This is a genomic window from Bartonella sp. AP36NXGY (genome assembly GCF_042195865.1).
Classification (GTDB): Bacteria; Pseudomonadota; Alphaproteobacteria; order Rhizobiales; family Rhizobiaceae; genus Bartonella.
On record NZ_JBHIPD010000001.1, the window covers coordinates 181,966 to 201,343 of the forward strand.

Genomic DNA, 19,378 nt, shown 5'->3' on the forward strand with positions numbered 1-19,378 from the left:
GCAAAGATAAATTATTAAAGGACTTTTTTATACCAGGGATTGTGCGTTGTGTTTGTTTGAGCGATTTTATGAAAGTAAATAAAGTGTAAAAATGCTTTGCAGGGAAAAGACTAACTTATAAGGCAACTTCACTAAGAAATGCCTCAAGTTTTTCTGGAGGAAGTTTAAAAATTTTGGCTTCTTTACTGTAGATAAGCAGAGCCTGTATATCTTTATTGGGATGAATAGCTTGCAATAATTTTCGATAAAGAGCCATTTGCAACCAATGATGGGAAGCAATAGCAGCTTCATTTTCTGGCGGGGTTCCTGTTTTAAAATCTGCAAAGATAACGCTGTTTTGCGTGATGTAGAGACGGTCAATTTGACCAGAGATTGCTTGTTCTTTTCCACGAATTTTCACAATACCCATTAAGGAGACCTCAGCACGTGAATGCTCAGAGAAAAGGGGTTTGAGATAAACATGATCTAATATTTTCCAAATATGGCAAAGAGCATCTTCTCTTTGGCTCTCATGCCAATGAGAGGCTTTGATATTGAGATAGTTTCGAGCATAATCTCGACGTTTTTGTGGGGGACAATCGGGCAAATACTGTAACAATCGGTGAACGAGATTACCATATTCAATGGAAAAAGCTCTGTTTGTGTTCATGGCTCCTAAAACAGGTGAAGTGGTAAACTGTTTTGGATTTGAGAATAGCTCTGTATCAGCTTCAATGGAAAGGCTCGCCACTGACGGTTTTAACGGTTTTGGGAGCACCGGTTCTGCTGGGACTTTATGGGAGAAAAAGTCTGGTAGAGGTGGAAGTGTTTGGCACTCAACGGAAGAAATTTTTTGGTTTATAGAAGTAGAAGAAGGCGGTGTAATGCAATAACGCCAAGCTGCAATATCTTCCGCAGGACCTTTTATAGCTACCGCATGTGGTTCGAGAGCTCTCTTTACCAGTTGTAACCATGTATGAGATGGCGTTTTCGGACCTTTATACCCGCAAACAAACAAGCGATCTTCAGCGCGTGTCATTCCTACATAAAGAAGGCGCCTATACTCCTCTTCAGCACGCTCTTTTAAACGCAAAATTGCTTGTTTAGAAGGCATTGTATCGAATTCTGCATTAGGGCGCCAGATAAAAGCTTGTTGGTCACTCAAATATGCATTGTTCAAGGGAACTTCAAGCAAGTGAGGTGAATGCTGGGGATGCCAAATCGCACTACCGGGATCAACTAAAAATACAACAGCAGCCTCCAGTCCTTTTGCGGCGTGAACAGTCATGATGCGAATTTCTTCATGATTTTGGTCAAACTCACGTTTAATTTCTGGTTCACTGACACTTAATGTTTCCAAAAAAGCTTGTAATCCTGGTAACCCCGTTTTTTGAATCGCGAGTGTGTAGTCCATAAAAGCATCAAGCACATCATTGGCTTCCGAGCCTAAGCGCGATAAAATTTTTTGTCTTCCCTTATCATTATTCAGAATACGGCTATAGAATTCGAAGACTGGTATTTTATCCACTAAAGTACGATATTGACTCAAGCTTTCAAAAGTATCTTTAAAAGGAATATGCGACGATGCCTGTTCACAAAGGCTTTTCCAAAGAGAGCCTGTACGGTGAGCGGCAAGTTGATAAAGTTCCTCTTCGCTAAGCGCAAAGAGTGGACTTTTTAAAACACAAGCAAGAGACAAATCGTCTTGTGGTTGCAAAACAAAACGTCCGAGTGCCATTAAATCACGCACGCTCATATGTTTTATAAGCTGTAAACGGTCTGCACCAGCGACAGGTATATTGCGTTGTTTAAGGGCACGAGAAAGCGCTAGGGCAAATTGATCACGCTTACGAACCAAAACCATAATATCACTAGCACGCAATAACCGCCCTTTTGCTGGAAGCATTTCTCTTTTTTGTAACCAGCCTGCAATAGTTTCAGCAACTTTTTCTGCCAAACGTACTGCTGGTGTATCTAAATGATCAACAGTTACATGCCAATCATCAGGAAATTCGTCTTTTTCTTTAGAAATGGCATCCCATAAAATAACTTCACCTGGACTGTGAGTACGGATAGCTTCGTGTATGGTTTTTGTATTTTCTGCCGAAAGCCCTTTATAATTTTCTGGTGTTTCAAAAACAAGATCAACGCTTTTAAGAACATCTGCTGTAGAGCGAAAAGAGTAATGCAGTTGTATTTTTTCGAATTTCTGCTTTGCTTGTTGTGCTTTTTTTTGAATAATTTTCCCATTTGCAGCAAAATTTTCTGGTGCAGCGCCCTGAAAGGAATAAATAGACTGTTTTTCATCTCCAACAGCAAAAAGAGTACGTATATTGTCACGTTGACTATGACCTGTAAAAAATTCTTGCGCTAAAAGTTGAATAATTTTCCATTGATCAGGGTTCGTATCTTGTGCTTCATCAAGCAAAATATGATCAAGACCCTTATCAAGTTTGTAGTGCACCCATTGGCTTGCACCTTTGCGCTGTAACAAATGAAGTGTACGCTCAATAAGGTCATCAAAGTCTAAGAAGCCATTGGACTTTTTTAAATTCTTATAAATTTTGAGATAAATAGTACAGAGCTGAAAAGCAGCCATATTGAGGGTGGCAACCTTTGCGCATTGATATTTTTCTAAAAGAACAGAAAGCTTGTTTTGTTTATCTTCAAGCATTTGTTGAATAAAAGGCCAAATTTCATCTGATTTTTTAGACGATATAAGTGCAAAATTACGAGGTTTACCTTCTGTTGTAAAATAAATATTTGAAACAATATCAATAATAGTTTCTTCATTACAAGCGGTTTCTAATTGGGGAAGTTTTTCAATGATACTCTTGGTGTTTTTATTCCCATGAGTTTGGCAATGGGTAAAAGCATAAAGAGGAAGACGAGCAGTCTGTTGAATTTTTTCTAGTAATTGCTGATTTGTATCATCAGGTGCTAAATTAAATAGCGCCCGCAATTTTTCTTCTCCATTTTCAGACAGAAGAGAAGACAAAAAATCAGACAGTTTATGTTGCTTTTCAGCTGCTTCATACAGCAATTGGTTAAAAGTATGTTCACTGATAACCTTAAGCAGCTGTTTTAGAGCGGGTTGTACGTCATGATGCTTCAAAAGTTGGCAGCGGGCTTCTTGTAGTAATTTCTTGCGGTTGACATCATCTATGAGTTCGAAATGTCCAGCAATATTGGCTTCTAACATAAATTGATGCAAAAGAGATTCACAAAAAGCATGAATCGTTTGGATTTTTAAGCCACCAGGTGTTTCTAAAGCACGAGCAAAGAGTTGGCGTGCATAAGTCAATTTTTGCGCATTGACGGGTTTATTTTCAAACCGTGTTAAGGTTTCTTGCAGCTGTGCATCATCGAGTTCATTCCAACTGGAAAGCGTGCGAAAAATACGTGATTGCATAACAGCGGCGGCGGCTCTCGTGTAAGTAAGGCATAAAATACGTGCTGGAGAAGTACCGTTTAAAAGCAAACGAATAACGCGTTCGGTTAGAACATGGGTTTTTCCAGATCCTGCATTTGCAGAAACCCATACATGTGTTTTTGGATGTGTTGCTGTTGCTTGTGCATCAAGGGCTGCTTCAGGAATAGAAAAAAGAGTCATGATTGATCTCCTTTATGAAATCCATTTGACCATTCCCATAAGCGTGCCAGATGATCATAGTCACTTTCATATTGTTTTAACATAGGGACTGCGTGTGAAAGATAGCCTTGTTGTGGATTTTGATAATACTCCATTAACGCGATAAGATGTTCCCACGCCCTTTCACCAAGATTAATAACATTTTGGTGATCTTTTTCCGCTTTTTCTGAAAGAATTAATTGAGGAGTAATCTTACCTTTTCCATTAAGAGGAATATAAAATAGTTTTGAGGGGGACAGATTTTGAAAATCTGTAAAAGCTCCTCTCATTAATAGAGCGGTTTCCAATGCTAATTGTGGAAATAATAATTCGCGAACCTGTTTTGATGAAGGGGGTGTACTCGTTTTAAAATCAAGTATTTCAACCGTTTTGTTTGGCAATATATCAATACGATCAGCACGTCCTGAAAGAGTTACCCCTGTTGTACCTATGGGTATTTTTTGCGATTCCACTTCCGAATGTCGTATTCGGGGTTCTAGACTTTGTTCCCATTGCAAAATAAAGGGAGCAAGATTTTCAAATGTATTCCACCAGATTGTTTCAACATCAGCAGGCAAATTAAACTTATCAAATTCTTTACGTCCAATAGCGAGCAACACATCTAATGCATTTGCAGCATTTAGATTTTTTATTTGTGTGCAAAAATCTGCAAGAATAGCGTGATAAAGTGTTCCGCGTTCAGAAGCACCAAGGTCATGAATAAGGGCTTTAAGTGGTTTGAGCCTTAAGATTTTTTTAGCATAAATGGCATAAGGGTCATGGCGTAACGTTGTTATTTCGGTGATGGAAAAATGACGTGGACGCACTGCAATGGGTGGCACAGGGCAAGGGCGTGTTGCACAAGCAGACATGTCCGTATTGTCAAGCATCTTTGCCCAATGGCGTATCTTTTCACCTCGTGCACGGATTTGTTTCCAAACTTGTTGTCCTACGACAGTTTCTAAGCGTTGTAGCCAGCGTGAAGGGAGAGAAGGAACATGATCAACTCGTAGTGCTCGGCTCATCACCACTTTATCCATTCCCATCGCCCATTGAAAATCATGCGCAGAAAGACCAATACGCTGCTCTGGTGGTTCCAGAGTTAACATCATTTTCATCGGTCGCGATAAAAAAGCATCATTTCGGGTTGATATTGGCCATGACCCTTCATTAAGACCGCCGATGACCACTGTATCAACCGTTTGCAAACGCGATTCCAAAGTACCCCAGATGAATAAACGTGGATGTCCTCCAGGCGAAGGTGCGACGGAACGAGTTGCTATTATGGCAGAAAACATAGCAGGCCATTCGCAAAGATGAAATGTTAATCCCGATTGATCACTGACCAATTCACGCAAAAAATTTGATAAGGCTTGTCCTGCTTCATGTTGATAAAGATGTGCAAGAGAATTATCCTCATTGCGACCAAAATTTTCAAAAACCTCAACAGTTGCTATTGCAGCCTCATTGATGGTGCATTCTTTCTCTTGTTTCATAAGAGACGTTAAAGGCTCAACAGCTTTTTTTAAAAGATGACAAAGGAGACGTGCTTCTTCACATTTCTGCTGATCAAGGGTGTCGATTTCAGAACTATTATGAAAGGATGTATCAATCCATTTTTCAAGAAATTGATCACACTCGCAAAGATTGATGCGCCCTGTATTCCCTCGAAGAACAAAAAGTTCAAAATTTTCTGCCATTTCCCGTAAACGATGACGATTTTGTTGGAGTGTTGTAAGGGGATGTTTAAGAAGAGAAAGAAAAGCAATGGGATCATCAGGTTGCAATACATTTTCTAAGATAAGTCGTAAGAGAGTTACAGGCAATGTTTGTGCAAGTGGTATTCCGCCTGAATCATTTGCTTCAATTCCAAATCGCTGTAATTCCACGGCAACACGGCGTGCTAAATTACGGTCATTTGTAATAAGGGCTGCAGTTTTTTTGGGTTTTTCAATAGCTTTGCGTAAGGTAACAGCTATAGCGAGAGCTTCTTCACGTTCATTTATAGCTTCAATAAATGACCAATCTGCACAAAGATTTTCATAATCATCACGGACAATTTGTATCCATTTATCTGTTGTAGAAGCAGGTCGGAGTGCTTCTGATAAAAGAGCCTTTCGTTTTTTCTTTGTTATACTTTGTTGGCCAATTTCGCAAACATGATGACGTTGACACTCCATGAGAGTTAGAAGTTTTTTTAAATGATATTGAGGATGGCTAAAAACATTTTCTGCAGGATCAAAAAAATCACAAGCTGTTTTTTCTTTATTGCTTGTGCTTAGTGCATTCCATTGTTCTTCATCCATATGAAGATCAAGGCCAGGAAGAACAACAGCCCCTTTGGGCAGAGAAGCTATAACCTTTAAAAGATGAGAAACTGCGGGCATAGAACCTGACACACCAGCAGCAATGATAGGTTTATCAGGCTGCGTGCATCGCAAAGTCTCTGCATGCATTGTGAGTGCTTGATTACGCCATTCCGCGGGATTGCTTCGTTGCCTTTCGGTCAAGATTTGTGGCCAATTTTGCGTAACAATAGTCAGAAAGTCGAGCGTTATTTGCCACCATTCAGCGACCATATCAGGTGCAATATCTTTAAGTTTCGACCAATCTGCTCCTTCTGTTTCAATTTCGTCCATCAAATGCGCTAAATCCTGAGCAAGCCAAATTGCATCAGCACTATGAGCCGGAATAAGTACATCTTCTGTACCAAACATGGCACGCAGATGCGCAGGTAAATTTTCACGCCATGGGCGAATAAGGCGCGCTAAAAGCAGTAAGCGTTCACTTTTTCCAATGGGTGGATTCAGAGTGCTGGTATGATTTTCAACAAAAAGGAAACTGTCTTCATCGACATCTCCTAGAGCACGAATGGTTGGTAAGAAAGTTGATTGTGTATCGCTTCTTTCAACAAAGGCTAAACGTAAAGCGCGAGCAGCACGACGTGTCGGAACATAAATAAAGCTATCGGCAAGAGCAGTTTGAATGTCTCCATTGGGAGCGAAATTATCAATAAGGGTACCGGAGAGCAGTGCCTCAACAAAGTGAGGCAAAAAAGCCATTCCAGAAGATATAGAAAAGACACGTGGTTTATAAGTCATATGATCTCATATTGGGAATAACAAATTTCATCTTATTGATTATTTGCTTTATTTTGACTGTATACAATTTTCATACAAGAAAAAACTGAAAAGCTCTATTTATACAGGAGATTTTTAGCTGACATTCAAAATACTGAAATATATGACCTTGTCTTAAGCTATTGTGAAAAAATATATCAAAATTTTAAAAGACGTTACAATTACAAATATATTATAACTTATTGAATATTATAAAATAAATTTACCGTATTCTTTATACAGTGCAATCTGAAAGTGTTCTTTACATACTCCTTTTGTTTTCAGAAAAAATAACAATATTCAGATCCCCAACTCAATATGAAAAATCATTATCAACCAAATTGTTACATAAAAAATTCTTCTTTATTTTAAGAGCGTACTTGATAATCTTTAAAAGCAGAAAATTTTATTTTAGGAGCTCTTTCTGCTTCATAATTTAATGAAAAATGGTTCTCCGCTAAAAAAACTGGATCACCTTCTAAATCATACGCAATAGCAGAGCGGTGATTGCTGAGAAACTTTTGCAACTCATCTTTGCTCTGCGCTGAAATCCAACGGCATAAATTAAAGCGCGCAGACTCAAAATTCACTGGCAAAGAATATTCTATTTTTAATCGTTCTTTTAAGACATCAATTTGCAAAGCACCAATAACACCAATGAGAGAAGGCGACCCATCATCAGGAATAAACAATTGTACAACCCCTTCTTCAGCCATTTGTTGCAAAGCTTCTTTGAGCTTTTTTGCTTTCATTGGATCGCCTAAACAAACACGACGCAAAATCTCTGGTGCAAAATTTGGTACTCCCTTAAAGAGGATATCTTCTCCTTCAGTCAAAGTATCGCCGATACGCAATGTTCCATGATTAGGGATCCCTACGATATCACCAGCATAGGCTTGATCAGCAATTTGGCGCGAACGCGCAAAGAAAAATTGTGGAGCCGAAAGTGTCATCGGTTTTCCTGTTCGAACCAACTTTGTTTTCATACCACGTTCAAGTGTTCCAGAACATACCCGAAAAAATGCAATACGATCACGATGATTAGGGTCCATATTCGCTTGAATTTTAAAAACAAATCCCGTCATTTTAGGTTCAGTTGCTATGACATTGCGCTGATCTGCACTTTGATCACGAGGACTTTGACCAAAATCTATAAGCGCATTGATCAAATCACGAACACCAAAATTTCGCAAAGCTGAACCAAAATAAACCGGTGTCATATGACCTTCACGGAAAGCTTGAAGATCAAAATTCTTGCAAACACTTTGAGCGAGTTCTACTCCTTCAAGAAAAGTGGAACGTTGATATTGGGGAAGTAAATGGACAACCTCACTGGGATTTGAAACGATCCGCTGTGTTATCTCATCATCTTTTTGGCGAAAACGGTTATGATGAAGGTCATAGGTCCCGACAAAATCTTTACCCGACCCAATGGGCCATGTTATGGGGGCGGTATCAAGAGCAAGCTTTTCTTCAATTTCATCTAAAAGCTCTATAGGATCACGTGCCTCACGATCCATTTTATTGATAAAAGTAACAATAGGAATATCCCGCATCCGACATACTTCAAACAATTTCAGTGTTCTTGGCTCAATTCCGCGTGCCCCATCCAATACCATGATAGCACTATCAACAGCTGTGAGAGTGCGATACGTATCATCCGCAAAGTCCTCATGTCCTGGAGTATCTAGGAGATTAAAAATATGATTTTCATATTCAAACGTCATCACCGAAGTCACAACGGAAATACCACGATCACGCTCAATATTCATCCAATCAGAACGGGTTTGAATACGATCTTTTTTGGCTTTTACTTCTCCTGCAAGTTGAATAGCACCACCAAACAATAAAAGCTTTTCTGTTAATGTTGTTTTCCCCGCATCTGGGTGAGCAATAATTGCAAATGTACGGCGTCGCTTTACTTCCTGCACTCTTCGTTCCATTATTCCTCCACAGGACGTGCAAGTGTTTCAGCAATCAGTGCACGCATTTCATTAATCCCATAAAGCGCTATAAATGATCCCCATCGTGGACCTCGCTCTTGTCCAAGAAGGACTTCATACAACATTTGAAAAAAAACATTAGAAACACCAGGCCCACCTTCAGGGCTTTTTTTGCTATGATCTTGATAGCGTTCCGTTAACCTTGCAACATCAAGAAGCATATTTTGTAATATGTTGCCATCAACAGTTTCAGGTAAATGAGCTAATTTTTCATCAATTTGTGCTAATGTTGCTCGTTCGCTATCATCTGGTATACGAAATTTCTTGTTTGGTTTAACAAAAACATCAAAATATTTAATGGCAAACTTCACCAATTGATCAAGTTCTGGATAAGTTTGTGCATTTGCTTCTTTAGCGTAACGAGAAATAAAACCCCAAAGAACTTCTGCATTCTCTGCATTTGAAGCACTTACCAAATTTAAAAGCATCGCAAAGGATACAGGCAAATCAACCTGCGGTGGACAACCATTATGAATATGCCATACAGGATTACTGAGCCGTTCTTGCCATTTTTGACGACCATAAGCAGAAAGATGAGCATAATATTCATCTACAGCTTTAGGAATAACATCAAAATAAAGCCTTTTTGCTGTTTTAGGTTTTGAAAACATATAAAGCCCTAAACTCTCTGTTGGGGCATAAGTAAGCCATTCATCAATGGTTAAGCCATTTCCCTTGGATTTGGAAATTTTCTGCCCTTTCTCATCTAAAAAGAGCTCATAGTTGAATCCTTCTGGGGGGGTTCCACCTAATACTTTACAAATTTTAGAAGAAAGATTTGTGGAATCGATAAGGTCTTTTCCGGCCATTTCATAATCAATGCTAAGTGCTGTCCAACGCATTGCCCAATCTACCTTCCACTGACACTTAACTTTGCCCCCCGTAACCTCTGTTTCTATGGTTTCTCCTGTTTCAGGTTCAATATAAGTGACAGTCCCTTTTTCAACATTACGCGCAATCATCGGTACCTGTAATACTTTTCCAGAAAAGGGAGAAATCGGTAGAAAGAGTGAATAGGTCGCTTGCCGTTCTTCACCTAATGTTGGTAAAATAATTGCCATAACCTTGTCATAACAGGCAAGGATTTTCAAAAGTGTTTCATCAAAACGACCGGAATTGTAATAATCCGTAGCACTTGCAAATTCATAATCAAAACCAAAACGATCAAGGAAAGCCCGTAACCGCGCATTATTTGCCGCTCCAAAAGAAGGATAATCATCTCCAAAAGGGTCGGGTACACGGCTCAACGGTTGACCAAGATAATGTTCCATCCTCTCGCGATCAGGCACATTCTCAGGAACCTTGCGCAAACCATCCATATCATCAGAAAAACAAAGTAATTTTGTTTTTACTTTATTCTCCGTGAGAATATGAAATGCATGACGCACCATGGTTGTACGTGCAACTTCCCCAAAAGTTCCAATATGCGGTAAACCAGAAGGGCCATAACCTGTTTCAAATATCACACTGTCTGGATAACCCGTTTTTTCATACCGTTTGATAATCTTACGTGCTTCTTCAAATGGCCAAGTTCTCGATTGAGAAGCTGCATCTTTTAATTCAGGCGTAAGGTTGAGGGTATCACACTGATCACGCATCATTATTTATCCTAAAAATTACACTCTTTCAAAATAGGGTGTATGGTTCTTGAATTTATTCGTCAATAATAGCAAGCAAAAAGATGAAAATTTCTTTATACTCTTAAGTCACTATACAAAAACCGCCCTCGTTATAAATATATTTTGTTCTGATAAAAATCAAAAACATTCAATATTATAAAGCAAAATTGACCTGTTTTGATTATCGAAGCCTTCATTGCTATTATTATCATGGGTTTTGCTTATTATATTTATTAGCGCAGAAGATAAGCTTCTAGTATTGAACGAAAGAACGGTAAAAACCAACAGAAAAATGCTTAAACTAGGCATTTCATACAAAAGCACTAATCCATATTACACTTGTCACCGTAATTTTCTATTTCTTTTCTTTATCACCTTGATGACGCATTGCTAATGTACGCAAACGTAGAGCATTTAATTTAATAAAACCAGTTGCATCTCTTTGATCATAAACACCTTGATCATCCTCGAAAGTTACTAACTCACTGGAATAAAGTGATTTTTTACTTTGGCGCCCTTCAATAATTACATTCCCCTTATAAAGCTTTAACGTGACTTCACCTTCAACATGTTCTTGAGATAAATCAATAGCTGCCTGCAACATCTTACGTTCCGGCGAAAACCAAAATCCATAATAAATGAGTTCTGCATAACGTGGCATCAATTCATCTTTTAAATGAGCTGCGCCACGATCTAACGTTAAAGATTCTATAGCTCTGTGAGCCGTCAAAAGAATGGTTCCACCTGGTGTTTCATAAATACCCCGTGATTTCATACCCACAAAGCGATTTTCTACCAAATCTAACCGACCAATACCATTATCGCGCCCATAATGATTTAACTCTGCAAGTAAAGTTGCAGGTGATAAATTTTTTCCATTGATTGAAACAGCATCGCCTTTTTTAAAGCCAAGAGTAATTCTGGTTGCTTGATCTGGAGCATCTTCCGGCGAAAGAGTACGCATATGGACATATTCAGGAGCAGGAAGTGCTGGATCTTCTAAAATCTTTCCTTCTGATGAAGAATGCAATAAATTTGCATCCACTGAAAAAGGCGCTTCACCTTGCTTATCCTTTTCTACAGGAATTTGATGAATACGAGCAAATTCAAAGAGATCTGTCCGACTCTTAAAATCCCAATCACGCCATGGAGCAATAATCTTTATATCAGGATTAAGCGCATAAGCGGAAAGCTCAAAGCGTACCTGATCATTGCCTTTTCCTGTTGCTCCATGAGCAATGGCATCTGCCCCTGTTTCCTCAGCAATTTCAATAAGGCGTTTTGAAATAAGTGGACGTGCAATTGATGTTCCTAAAAGATAAGTCCCCTCATAAACGGTATTGGCTCGAAACATCGGAAACACAAAATCACGCACAAATTCTTCGCGCAAATCTTCAATGTAGATCTCTTTAACACCTAGCATTTCAGCTTTACGACGAGCAAGTTCTAGCTCTTCCCCCTGCCCCAAATCTGCTGTAAAAGTTACAACTTCAACACCTAGCGCACTTTGCAACCATTTAAGAATAATTGACGTATCCAATCCACCTGAATAAGCCAAAACAACTTTTCTAATATTTTGCCACTTTTTCATTTTAACGTTCTATATGAGCTACTTTTTTATTTCTACCCAAAAATCAAAACGATGCAAGAAATATAAAAATAAATTCTTTTTAAGCAACATTAAAAAGACGCAAAAAGCGTAAATAAAGGTGCCTCAAAGTATAAATAGTGAACACTGCTTAAAAATAAAAGGAGATTTACGTGTCATTTCTACCGGAGTGGTCTATTGTTGTACAATTTGCTTTAGCATCGTTGATTTTAGCACTTATTCCAGGACCAGATATGATGCTTTCTGTAGGACGAACCATTACACAAAGCAAAAAAGCTGGAATTATGTGCGCCTTGGGTAGTGCAACAGGGTTTGCCATTCAGGTTACCGCTGTAGCACTTGGCTTATCAGCGCTTATTTTTGCTGCACCACATACTTTTGTTCTTCTGAAAATTGTTGGCGCCTTTTATCTTTTATGGTTTTCCTTTCAAGCTTTACGGAGAAACCCCACTTTTTCCTTTGAACAGACATCTTCTAAATCTCAAAGCGCTAAACGTAACTATCTTGCTGGTATTGGAATTAATCTTCTCAATCCTAAAGTTATACTCTTTAACGCGACATTCTTACCACAATTTATCAATGCGAATGATCCTATGGCAACACAAAAATTGCTCTTTTTAGGACTCTCTTATATTCCTATTTCTTTCCCCATTACAATTGCAATCGTTTTTACAGCGCATAAACTTACCAAAACTCTCAAAAAGAACCCTCTTTATATTCGCTTTCTCGACTGGCTTATTGCTGGTACTTTTACCAGCTTTGCCCTCCATCTCCTTGTGGTTACAAAACATTGATTTATACGTGTAATGTATCGCTTTTAATTTAAATAAAAAAAACAAATATTATAAGATTTTTTCATTTCAAACCTGTTTGTTTTGGATAAAACAATACCTTTCCTTTGTACATCACAAGAGAAGCTGGAGTTTTCGTATGGATAAAAACTATCTAAGAAAAGAATAAAAACACCTCTTATAAACCATCTCAAGTACTAAAAGCTGTTACAACATTGGGAGCTGAAAAATAGAATGGTGGTACCAATTTACACCTTTATTAAACATAAAGGTGTAGGAGTACAATACATTTACAGAAGCTTTTTGTTATACTCCTCACAAGCATTATCGTGATATGAAGAGTGTACTAAGAGATACTTAAAAAACATATCAATGGATAACTCAATGGTATTTATATTTTAGATCCTCTGTTTTGCTTGTGATGCGTGATCTTATTTAAGAAAATAATAAACAAAAGCATGAGGCAGTGCACAATCTCCACTTTTTAAAAGATATTACCGTAGATGCTTTTAAAAGACATAAAACCGAATTAACGAGTATGATAATAAGGTAGAAATTAGTTATAATCCTTAAGACCTCATATTCCCTCTAAATTAGGTTTCCTTCTTATTTCAGAGATTATGTAAACAGACTATAGACAATCTCTTACCCCATTTAGCATATAAACGCTGAAACTGTTCGTCTAGCACTTATCCATCTTAATCTCTGTCTCACATATGCCATCGCATGAAGTTTGGATATTAAATTACAAACAAAAAAGTATAGGCCTCGATATCGCTGAAAATTGCGTTACCTAATGACCAATGGCATTTTCAAGTCGTAAACGTTCAGATTTACGTAAGCGCTCTGAAGCTGATTTAAGCTGTCCACATGCAGCTAAAATATCGCGTCCACGCGGTATCCGAATAGGAGAAGCATAGCCCGCTTGATTAACGACATCAGCAAAACGCTCGATTTGCTCCCAATCAGAACATTGATAATTACTCCCTGGCCACGGATTAAAAGGGATTAAATTAATCTTAGCAGGAATCCCTTTCAATAACTGAATCAATCGCTTAGCATCATCTAAACTATCATTGATATCTTTCAGCATAACATATTCAAATGTGATTCGTTTTGCATTGGAAAGACCAGGATAATTACGGCAAGCCTCCATTAGTAAAGCAAGCGGATATTTTTTATTAATGGGAACAAGCATATCCCTTAGTGTATCGTGTACTGCGTGGAGTGAAATTGCTAACATAACACCAATTTCTTCTCCAGTTCGGATAATTCCAGGAACAACTCCACTAGTTGAAAGCGTAATTCGACGTTTTGATAAAGAAAGTCCATCGCCATCAGAGGCAATCAATAAAGCTTTTTTAACAGCTTCAAAATTATAAAGAGGTTCTCCCATTCCCATCATAACAATATTGGTAATTTTTCGTCCTTCAATGGGAACAATTGCTCCATCAGGGGTATTCTTATCAGGAAAATCACCCAAACAATCACGTGCAACCAATAATTGTGCCAAAATTTCTTCTGCGGTCAGATTACGAACAAGCGTCTGCGTTCCCGTATGGCAAAAAGAGCAGGTTAACGTACACCCTACTTGCGATGAAAGACATAAAGTACCACGTCCTTCTTCAGGGATATAAACCGTTTCAATTTCAACAGGCCTTCCAGCTCCACGTGCAGGAAAACGTAAGAGCCATTTACGCGTACCATCTTTTGATATTTGTTCTCCAACAATTTCTGGGCGCGCAATGGAGAAATGACACTTAAGTGTTTCTTGCATTGCTTTAGAAATATTCAGCATCTCATCAAAATTTGAAACACCACGCACATAAAGCCAATGCCAAAGCTGACGCACACGCATACGCGTTTGATGCTCTGGTACACCAACTGTCTTTAAAGCTTGCATCATTTCATCTTGCGACAAACCAATTAAAGAGAGCTTAGAACTCTCCTTCACGACCACATTATCTGTTTTTCGTGCAAAACATGAACCAACTGGTCTAAGGTCATAAGAAATGGCCATTGCTTTCCAATTCACATCACTATTTTAGAGTTATCGAAACCTTAATGGCACTTTTGAGCTGCATTTAATGCAGCAGTGACCCCTTTTAAGGAATAAGTATAAGTGGTATGCGTTCCTCGTTTTGATATCGCTTGCACTGTCATATTGCTTCCAGCACGCATAGCAGAAACAAGCTGCTTTTCTAGCTCTGATGACGCCAGCCAAGCTGAGGAATCTTTCGTGAAAAAATCAAAGTCCTTACCTCCAATGGTCACTGTCACTCTCGACCCTTCTTGAAGGGTATAACCAGCCATAAACTGCGGTTCAAACGAAATAGGTGAATGAGAACGCTTGGTAACCAAGAAAAAGTTATCACCATGATTAACTGTCGTTGGAAGAGCCTTCAAAGGTACCGATAACACATAGCAAATCGTATTTTTGGGCGATTTATAAGAATAGGCTCCCCACGCTTCAAATTGATTTAAACGGCTTGGCGTTTGTGCATATGCCACTCCCGCTGTAACAAGAACCATTACAGATGCAGCAATAACAGTCTTTTCAAACATCTTCATTTAGCTCACTTCTTTAGTCTCTAACAAGATTTTCTTCATTGGAAAAATTCAACAAAAACTCCTCGATATTCATGTGTTATTGTCCTAATTCCTTCAATAAGCGAAATATTTTCACACTAATCAAAATAGATTTCTACGTTTCATTGTGACCTTTTAATCGTTACCAAAACATAAACTTCTTATTCAATAACCACATTAAAAAATAATATCTTCATTTTGCGCTACTTATTTCGTTTTTGTATAAAAAACGATTTCTTTAAGCTATAGAACTTCAAAACGAGATGAAAATATACCATCACTCTGTTAAGAAATAAACCATACTCTTTATATCACAAGCAATCTGATGCAAAATTTTGAAAATACACCCCAGACTCCCCGCAAAAAAGCTTAATCGCCTTACGAATATCACTTCTCGACTTTATGCATTCAATACATTTATGTTCGCAGAATACTCCATCTTTTACTCATTATAGTGCATTCATATTTCGTATTCAATATCGTCCCGATAACACTTTTTCTCAATCTTCAAAAGACCTTGTAAAAATAATAAAATATTATCAAGATATTAATAATAAAACATAAAGAATTTAGATTCTATCTCAATAATCACATACAATTTTGTTTCTTTTGATCTTATTTCCCTATATATTTCATCTCCAATTATTAATTTCTAAAATGATTTTAGTAGCTTATAATAGCTTAATCGTATTATTTTAATGTATTAGACGATATTTTTCTTTCTGTTATAAAAAACTTCTTAAGAATTCTTTGGGAAAGTCTCCTTATCTTATTTCTAAGTAATTTATAAAAAGAAATATAAAACTTTTTTCTATAGCAGTTCTAACATTACCGTTTTTTTAGAAATATTTTAATCAATTAAAGACACTTAAATAAATCTTCCTATGCATAAAAACTCTTTCACCCAACCTAAAGGTATAATTTTCATTCTTACCGTACAAAATTGTTCTTTAGCATGAGCTCTATACAACAGCAGACATCTAAATCATATCTATAAAATAGTTGATCTCTCCACTTGTGAAGAAGAAAGCTGGCACCATAACACTATTTTCCAGCTCCCAATGTTTTGCACAACTCTCGATACTTTAGACGATTCATAGGAAGCATTTTTACCCCTTTCTTGTACAGTTTTTATCCACACGCTAATTCCGTTTACAACGTGCAAGGAAATGGTTTTGATTGATTCAACATAAACAAGTTTGGAATGAGAGAATTTTACAATATTCGGATCTCTCATCCAACATGCGAAATAGTGAATTATATTTAAAATCAATATCTTGCTATACTGAAGATACAATATATCTCTTATTTTTTCTTGAGCATTAAAATATTATCCCTAAACACTCAAACTCAACTTACAAAAAAATTCAATGCACAAATAAACTTTTCTGTTGATTTCTTTCCCGCTTTCAAAGGACGAAGATTCTTAATCCAATCTGGACTGAAAAAGTTTGGATTCTTGTCGAGCGATCTCCTCTTTTCTTCCCACTCATGTGATTCACTTAACTAAAGGCTCTACAGACAAGTCCTGTTTAAAAATATTTACCACGCACTCTAAAAGCACTTAATATATTAAGAAGACTTACAGAATTTATCTCACCATATCTCAAATGATAGTGTTTTTACAGTATAACAGGATAAAAGAATCCACGAACATAATAATTAGATGCTTTAATATACGAGAACAAGAAAGGAAAAGCCCTTCGTTTTTGTTGGTTGCTCTTTAAAAAGAAGGTTCAATTAGAAGTAATTTTCTTAAATCTCATGACATAACCTTTTATTATTAGTCTTAAGATGCAAATTATATTATTTCCTACGCTCTGTAGTGCATACCTCGCAATTTATACGCTCATAATAACTTTTAAGCTGCATTTGATTCTGAAGTTTGAATCAATAAAGCATAAAGCGCATTGGCATTATGCGTACTGCGCAACTTTTGTACAACATCAGTGTGACGCAAAACACGTGCGATCTGTGATAAAGCTTTTAAGTGATCTGCACCAGCATTTTCAGGTGCTAAAAGGAGAAAAACGAGATCTATAGGTTCGTCGTCAAGAGCTTCAAAATCAACAGGACTTTCAAGACGTGCAAATATACCAATGATCCGATTAATATCAGGTAATTTTCCATGAGGAATCGCAATACCTCCACCCAAACCCGTTGAACCAAGCTTCTCGCGTTGTAAAACAACATCAAAAATCACATGCTCACTAAGACCTGTTAGCTTGGAAGCTTTTTCGGCTAAAATTTGCAGAACCTGTTTTTTCGAATTAGCCTTAAGAGCCGGAATGATCGCTTCCGGTGCTATTAACTCACTCAAATTCATACTTTAATTTTCCTCTTACACGCTAAAATGCTCATCAATAAACCTATAAACGCTATAGATACTTAATGTTCTTTCACTTTTCGCAACATCGCATGTGTTTTTACTTTTCAATTTATAATGGGTGATGGCTCAATACATCTCATATCACTTCTAAAACAATAATAAATAGTATTCGGATCATCATTAACGGCATGAGAAACCAAACAAATGAAGTTGTTCATAAAGTTAATTTCCTTACGACTCTAGAAAAGGCCATTATTCATAAACTTATTAAACTTGTCATAAGAGTTGATGTATAATCCGCCATCAGAGTTTTTCTTTCTTTAAACAATGAGCCCTTAAATTAAGATGAAAAGCATACTGAGCAAAATGGACCTTTACTTTGAAAATTACTGTATAGCTTGAACATCGACTTATAACAAGAATATAAAGATTTTTAGAAATTTAATGATTATTTTAAAAGATTTATAGATTTAGCCTGATATCTGTAGCCAAGCTCCTATTTTCAAATAGGCGATATAAACCAATAAAATACGACAACTCCTATTGAATAACCGCAATATATAAACCGGTGCTCCCATCAAAATACCTAAAACAGCATCATCGATATATTTTTTGATTCGACAGAGAAAAATATGATAAATATCTCTTACCTTTCAATAACACACGCATTTATTGAGAGCTTCGTTTATCACTCATTATCACGTTAATCTAGTGATATCTTTTCTATGATACAATTATGAGTAAGCTAAACTTATAAAACAACAAACTAACCTCTAATGATGAAGCCTTTTTCACCACTCAATAACAACATTAAGGTTATAGTCATAAAAGAAGTTTTGGCATAAATAAGGAAATTTTCAGTAATAATGTTTGGTTAAACTTAAATGGAAACTCGTGAAAGCTGTAAAATCAAAGAGAAAACTGATTTCCCAAATAAATTCTGCGTACATCAACGTTGTTGATAATATCGTTAGGACAACCGTGAACTAACACCCGCCCTGTATGAATAATATAAGCGCGATCGACAAGCCCTAATGTCTCACGCACATTATGATCCGTTATTAAAACACCAATGCCACGCCTCGTTAAATGACGAATAAGTTGTTGAATATCGAAAATAGCGATAGGATCAATTCCTGCAAATGGTTCATCAAGTAACATAAAATGGGGACGAGAAGCTAAAGCGCGCGCAATTTCAAGTCGCCGACGTTCACCTCCAGATAACGAAAGTGCAGACATTTTACGTAAATGATCAATTTTAAATTCATGTAAAAGGCTATCTAACTCTTCACGTTGTTTAAGGCGATCTTTTTCAACGACCTCTAAAACAGCTTTAATGTTATTTTCTACTGAAAGACCACGAAAAATAGACGCTTCCTGTGGAAGATATCCAATACCTAAACGCGCACGTCGATACATCGGAAGATGCGTAATATCAAATCCATCAATTTTAATGGATCCTCCATCAGATTTTATAAGCCCTGTCACCATATAAAAACAAGTTGTTTTACCTGCCCCATTGGGCCCTAAAATGCCAACGGCTTCTCCCGTACGAATGCCAAAAGAAACACCATTAACAGTTCGTCTTCCTCGATAAACTTTAATCAAATTACTGGCAATCAAGGTCCCTTTTAAGGGATTTTTTGAAGCTTCACTTTCAAGATTATACCTATCGGTCTGTTTTTTTCTTTTGATTCCAAACATGAAAT

At 37.3% G+C, this 19,378-nt stretch carries 10 protein-coding genes; 1 reads left to right on the plus strand and 9 read right to left on the minus strand.

Features of this window, described 5'->3' with window-relative positions; translation table 11 throughout:
• Nucleotides 1-115: 115 nt before the first annotated feature.
• The 5 genes from addA to ACFINX_RS00665 form a co-directional block, all read right to left on the minus strand.
• Nucleotides 116-3,592, minus strand: coding sequence for a double-strand break repair helicase AddA (gene addA / locus ACFINX_RS00645; RefSeq protein ID WP_375668165.1), 3,477 nt, complete (start codon nucleotides 3,590-3,592; stop codon nucleotides 116-118).
• Complete coding sequence (gene addB, locus ACFINX_RS00650) at nucleotides 3,589-6,711, minus strand: double-strand break repair protein AddB (protein ID WP_375668166.1); 3,123 nt, start codon at nucleotides 6,709-6,711, stop codon at nucleotides 3,589-3,591. The genes addA and addB overlap by 4 nt, the downstream gene beginning before the upstream one ends.
• Nucleotides 6,712-7,097: 386 nt before the next feature.
• Nucleotides 7,098-8,672, minus strand: a complete 1,575-nt coding sequence (locus ACFINX_RS00655; RefSeq protein ID WP_375638149.1) for a peptide chain release factor 3 — start codon at nucleotides 8,670-8,672, stop codon at nucleotides 7,098-7,100.
• Nucleotides 8,672-10,333 (minus strand): lysine--tRNA ligase, encoded by a 1,662-nt coding sequence (locus tag ACFINX_RS00660; RefSeq protein WP_375620882.1) that lies wholly within the window; start codon nucleotides 10,331-10,333, stop codon nucleotides 8,672-8,674. Before ACFINX_RS00660 ends, ACFINX_RS00655 begins: the two co-directional genes overlap by 1 nt.
• A 373-nt stretch (nucleotides 10,334-10,706) precedes the next feature.
• A complete protein-coding gene (locus ACFINX_RS00665; RefSeq protein WP_375612782.1) occupies nucleotides 10,707-11,942 on the minus strand; it encodes an argininosuccinate synthase in 1,236 nt (411 codons plus the stop codon).
• Nucleotides 11,943-12,112: 170 nt separating this feature from the next.
• On the opposite strand from ACFINX_RS00665, the gene ACFINX_RS00670 reads away from it, so the two are divergent.
• Nucleotides 12,113-12,754 carry a LysE family translocator gene (locus tag ACFINX_RS00670; protein WP_375612781.1) on the plus strand — a complete coding sequence of 214 codons (642 nt, stop codon included), beginning with the start codon at nucleotides 12,113-12,115 and terminating at the stop codon, nucleotides 12,752-12,754.
• A gap of 790 nt (nucleotides 12,755-13,544) precedes the next feature.
• On the opposite strand, the gene rlmN is transcribed toward ACFINX_RS00670, so the two are convergent.
• The 4 genes from rlmN to lptB form a co-directional block, all read right to left on the minus strand.
• Nucleotides 13,545-14,771 carry a 23S rRNA (adenine(2503)-C(2))-methyltransferase RlmN gene (gene rlmN, locus ACFINX_RS00675; protein WP_375638148.1) on the minus strand — a complete coding sequence of 409 codons (1,227 nt, stop codon included), beginning with the start codon at nucleotides 14,769-14,771 and terminating at the stop codon, nucleotides 13,545-13,547.
• 41 nt (nucleotides 14,772-14,812) lie between these two features.
• Nucleotides 14,813-15,316, minus strand: a complete 504-nt coding sequence (locus ACFINX_RS00680; RefSeq protein WP_375611465.1) for an invasion associated locus B family protein — start codon at nucleotides 15,314-15,316, stop codon at nucleotides 14,813-14,815.
• A gap of 1,885 nt (nucleotides 15,317-17,201) precedes the next feature.
• Nucleotides 17,202-17,666 carry a PTS IIA-like nitrogen regulatory protein PtsN gene (gene ptsN / locus ACFINX_RS00685; protein ID WP_375611353.1) on the minus strand — a complete coding sequence of 155 codons (465 nt, stop codon included), beginning with the start codon at nucleotides 17,664-17,666 and terminating at the stop codon, nucleotides 17,202-17,204.
• A 912-nt stretch (nucleotides 17,667-18,578) separates the two neighbouring features.
• Nucleotides 18,579-19,373, minus strand: coding sequence for an LPS export ABC transporter ATP-binding protein (lptB, locus tag ACFINX_RS00690; RefSeq protein ID WP_012754448.1), 795 nt, complete (start codon nucleotides 19,371-19,373; stop codon nucleotides 18,579-18,581).
• Nucleotides 19,374-19,378: the final 5 nt, after the last annotated feature.

Excerpts from the sequence above, each read along its gene's own strand:
- addA (WP_375668165.1), bottom strand. The coding sequence starts at position 3,592 with ATGACTCTTTTTTCTATTCCTGAAGCAGCCCTTGATGCACAAGCAACA.
- addB (WP_375668166.1), bottom strand. The coding sequence starts at position 6,711 with ATGACTTATAAACCACGTGTCTTTTCTATATCTTCTGGAATGGCTTTT.
- ACFINX_RS00655 (WP_375638149.1), bottom strand. The coding sequence starts at position 8,672 with ATGGAACGAAGAGTGCAGGAAGTAAAGCGACGCCGTACATTTGCAATT.
- ACFINX_RS00660 (WP_375620882.1), bottom strand. The coding sequence starts at position 10,333 with ATGATGCGTGATCAGTGTGATACCCTCAACCTTACGCCTGAATTAAAA.
- ACFINX_RS00665 (WP_375612782.1), bottom strand. The coding sequence starts at position 11,942 with ATGAAAAAGTGGCAAAATATTAGAAAAGTTGTTTTGGCTTATTCAGGT.
- rlmN (WP_375638148.1), bottom strand. The coding sequence starts at position 14,771 with ATGGCCATTTCTTATGACCTTAGACCAGTTGGTTCATGTTTTGCACGA.
- ACFINX_RS00680 (WP_375611465.1), bottom strand. The coding sequence starts at position 15,316 with ATGTTTGAAAAGACTGTTATTGCTGCATCTGTAATGGTTCTTGTTACA.
- ptsN (WP_375611353.1), bottom strand. The coding sequence starts at position 17,666 with ATGAATTTGAGTGAGTTAATAGCACCGGAAGCGATCATTCCGGCTCTT.
- lptB (WP_012754448.1), bottom strand. The coding sequence starts at position 19,373 with ATGTTTGGAATCAAAAGAAAAAAACAGACCGATAGGTATAATCTTGAA.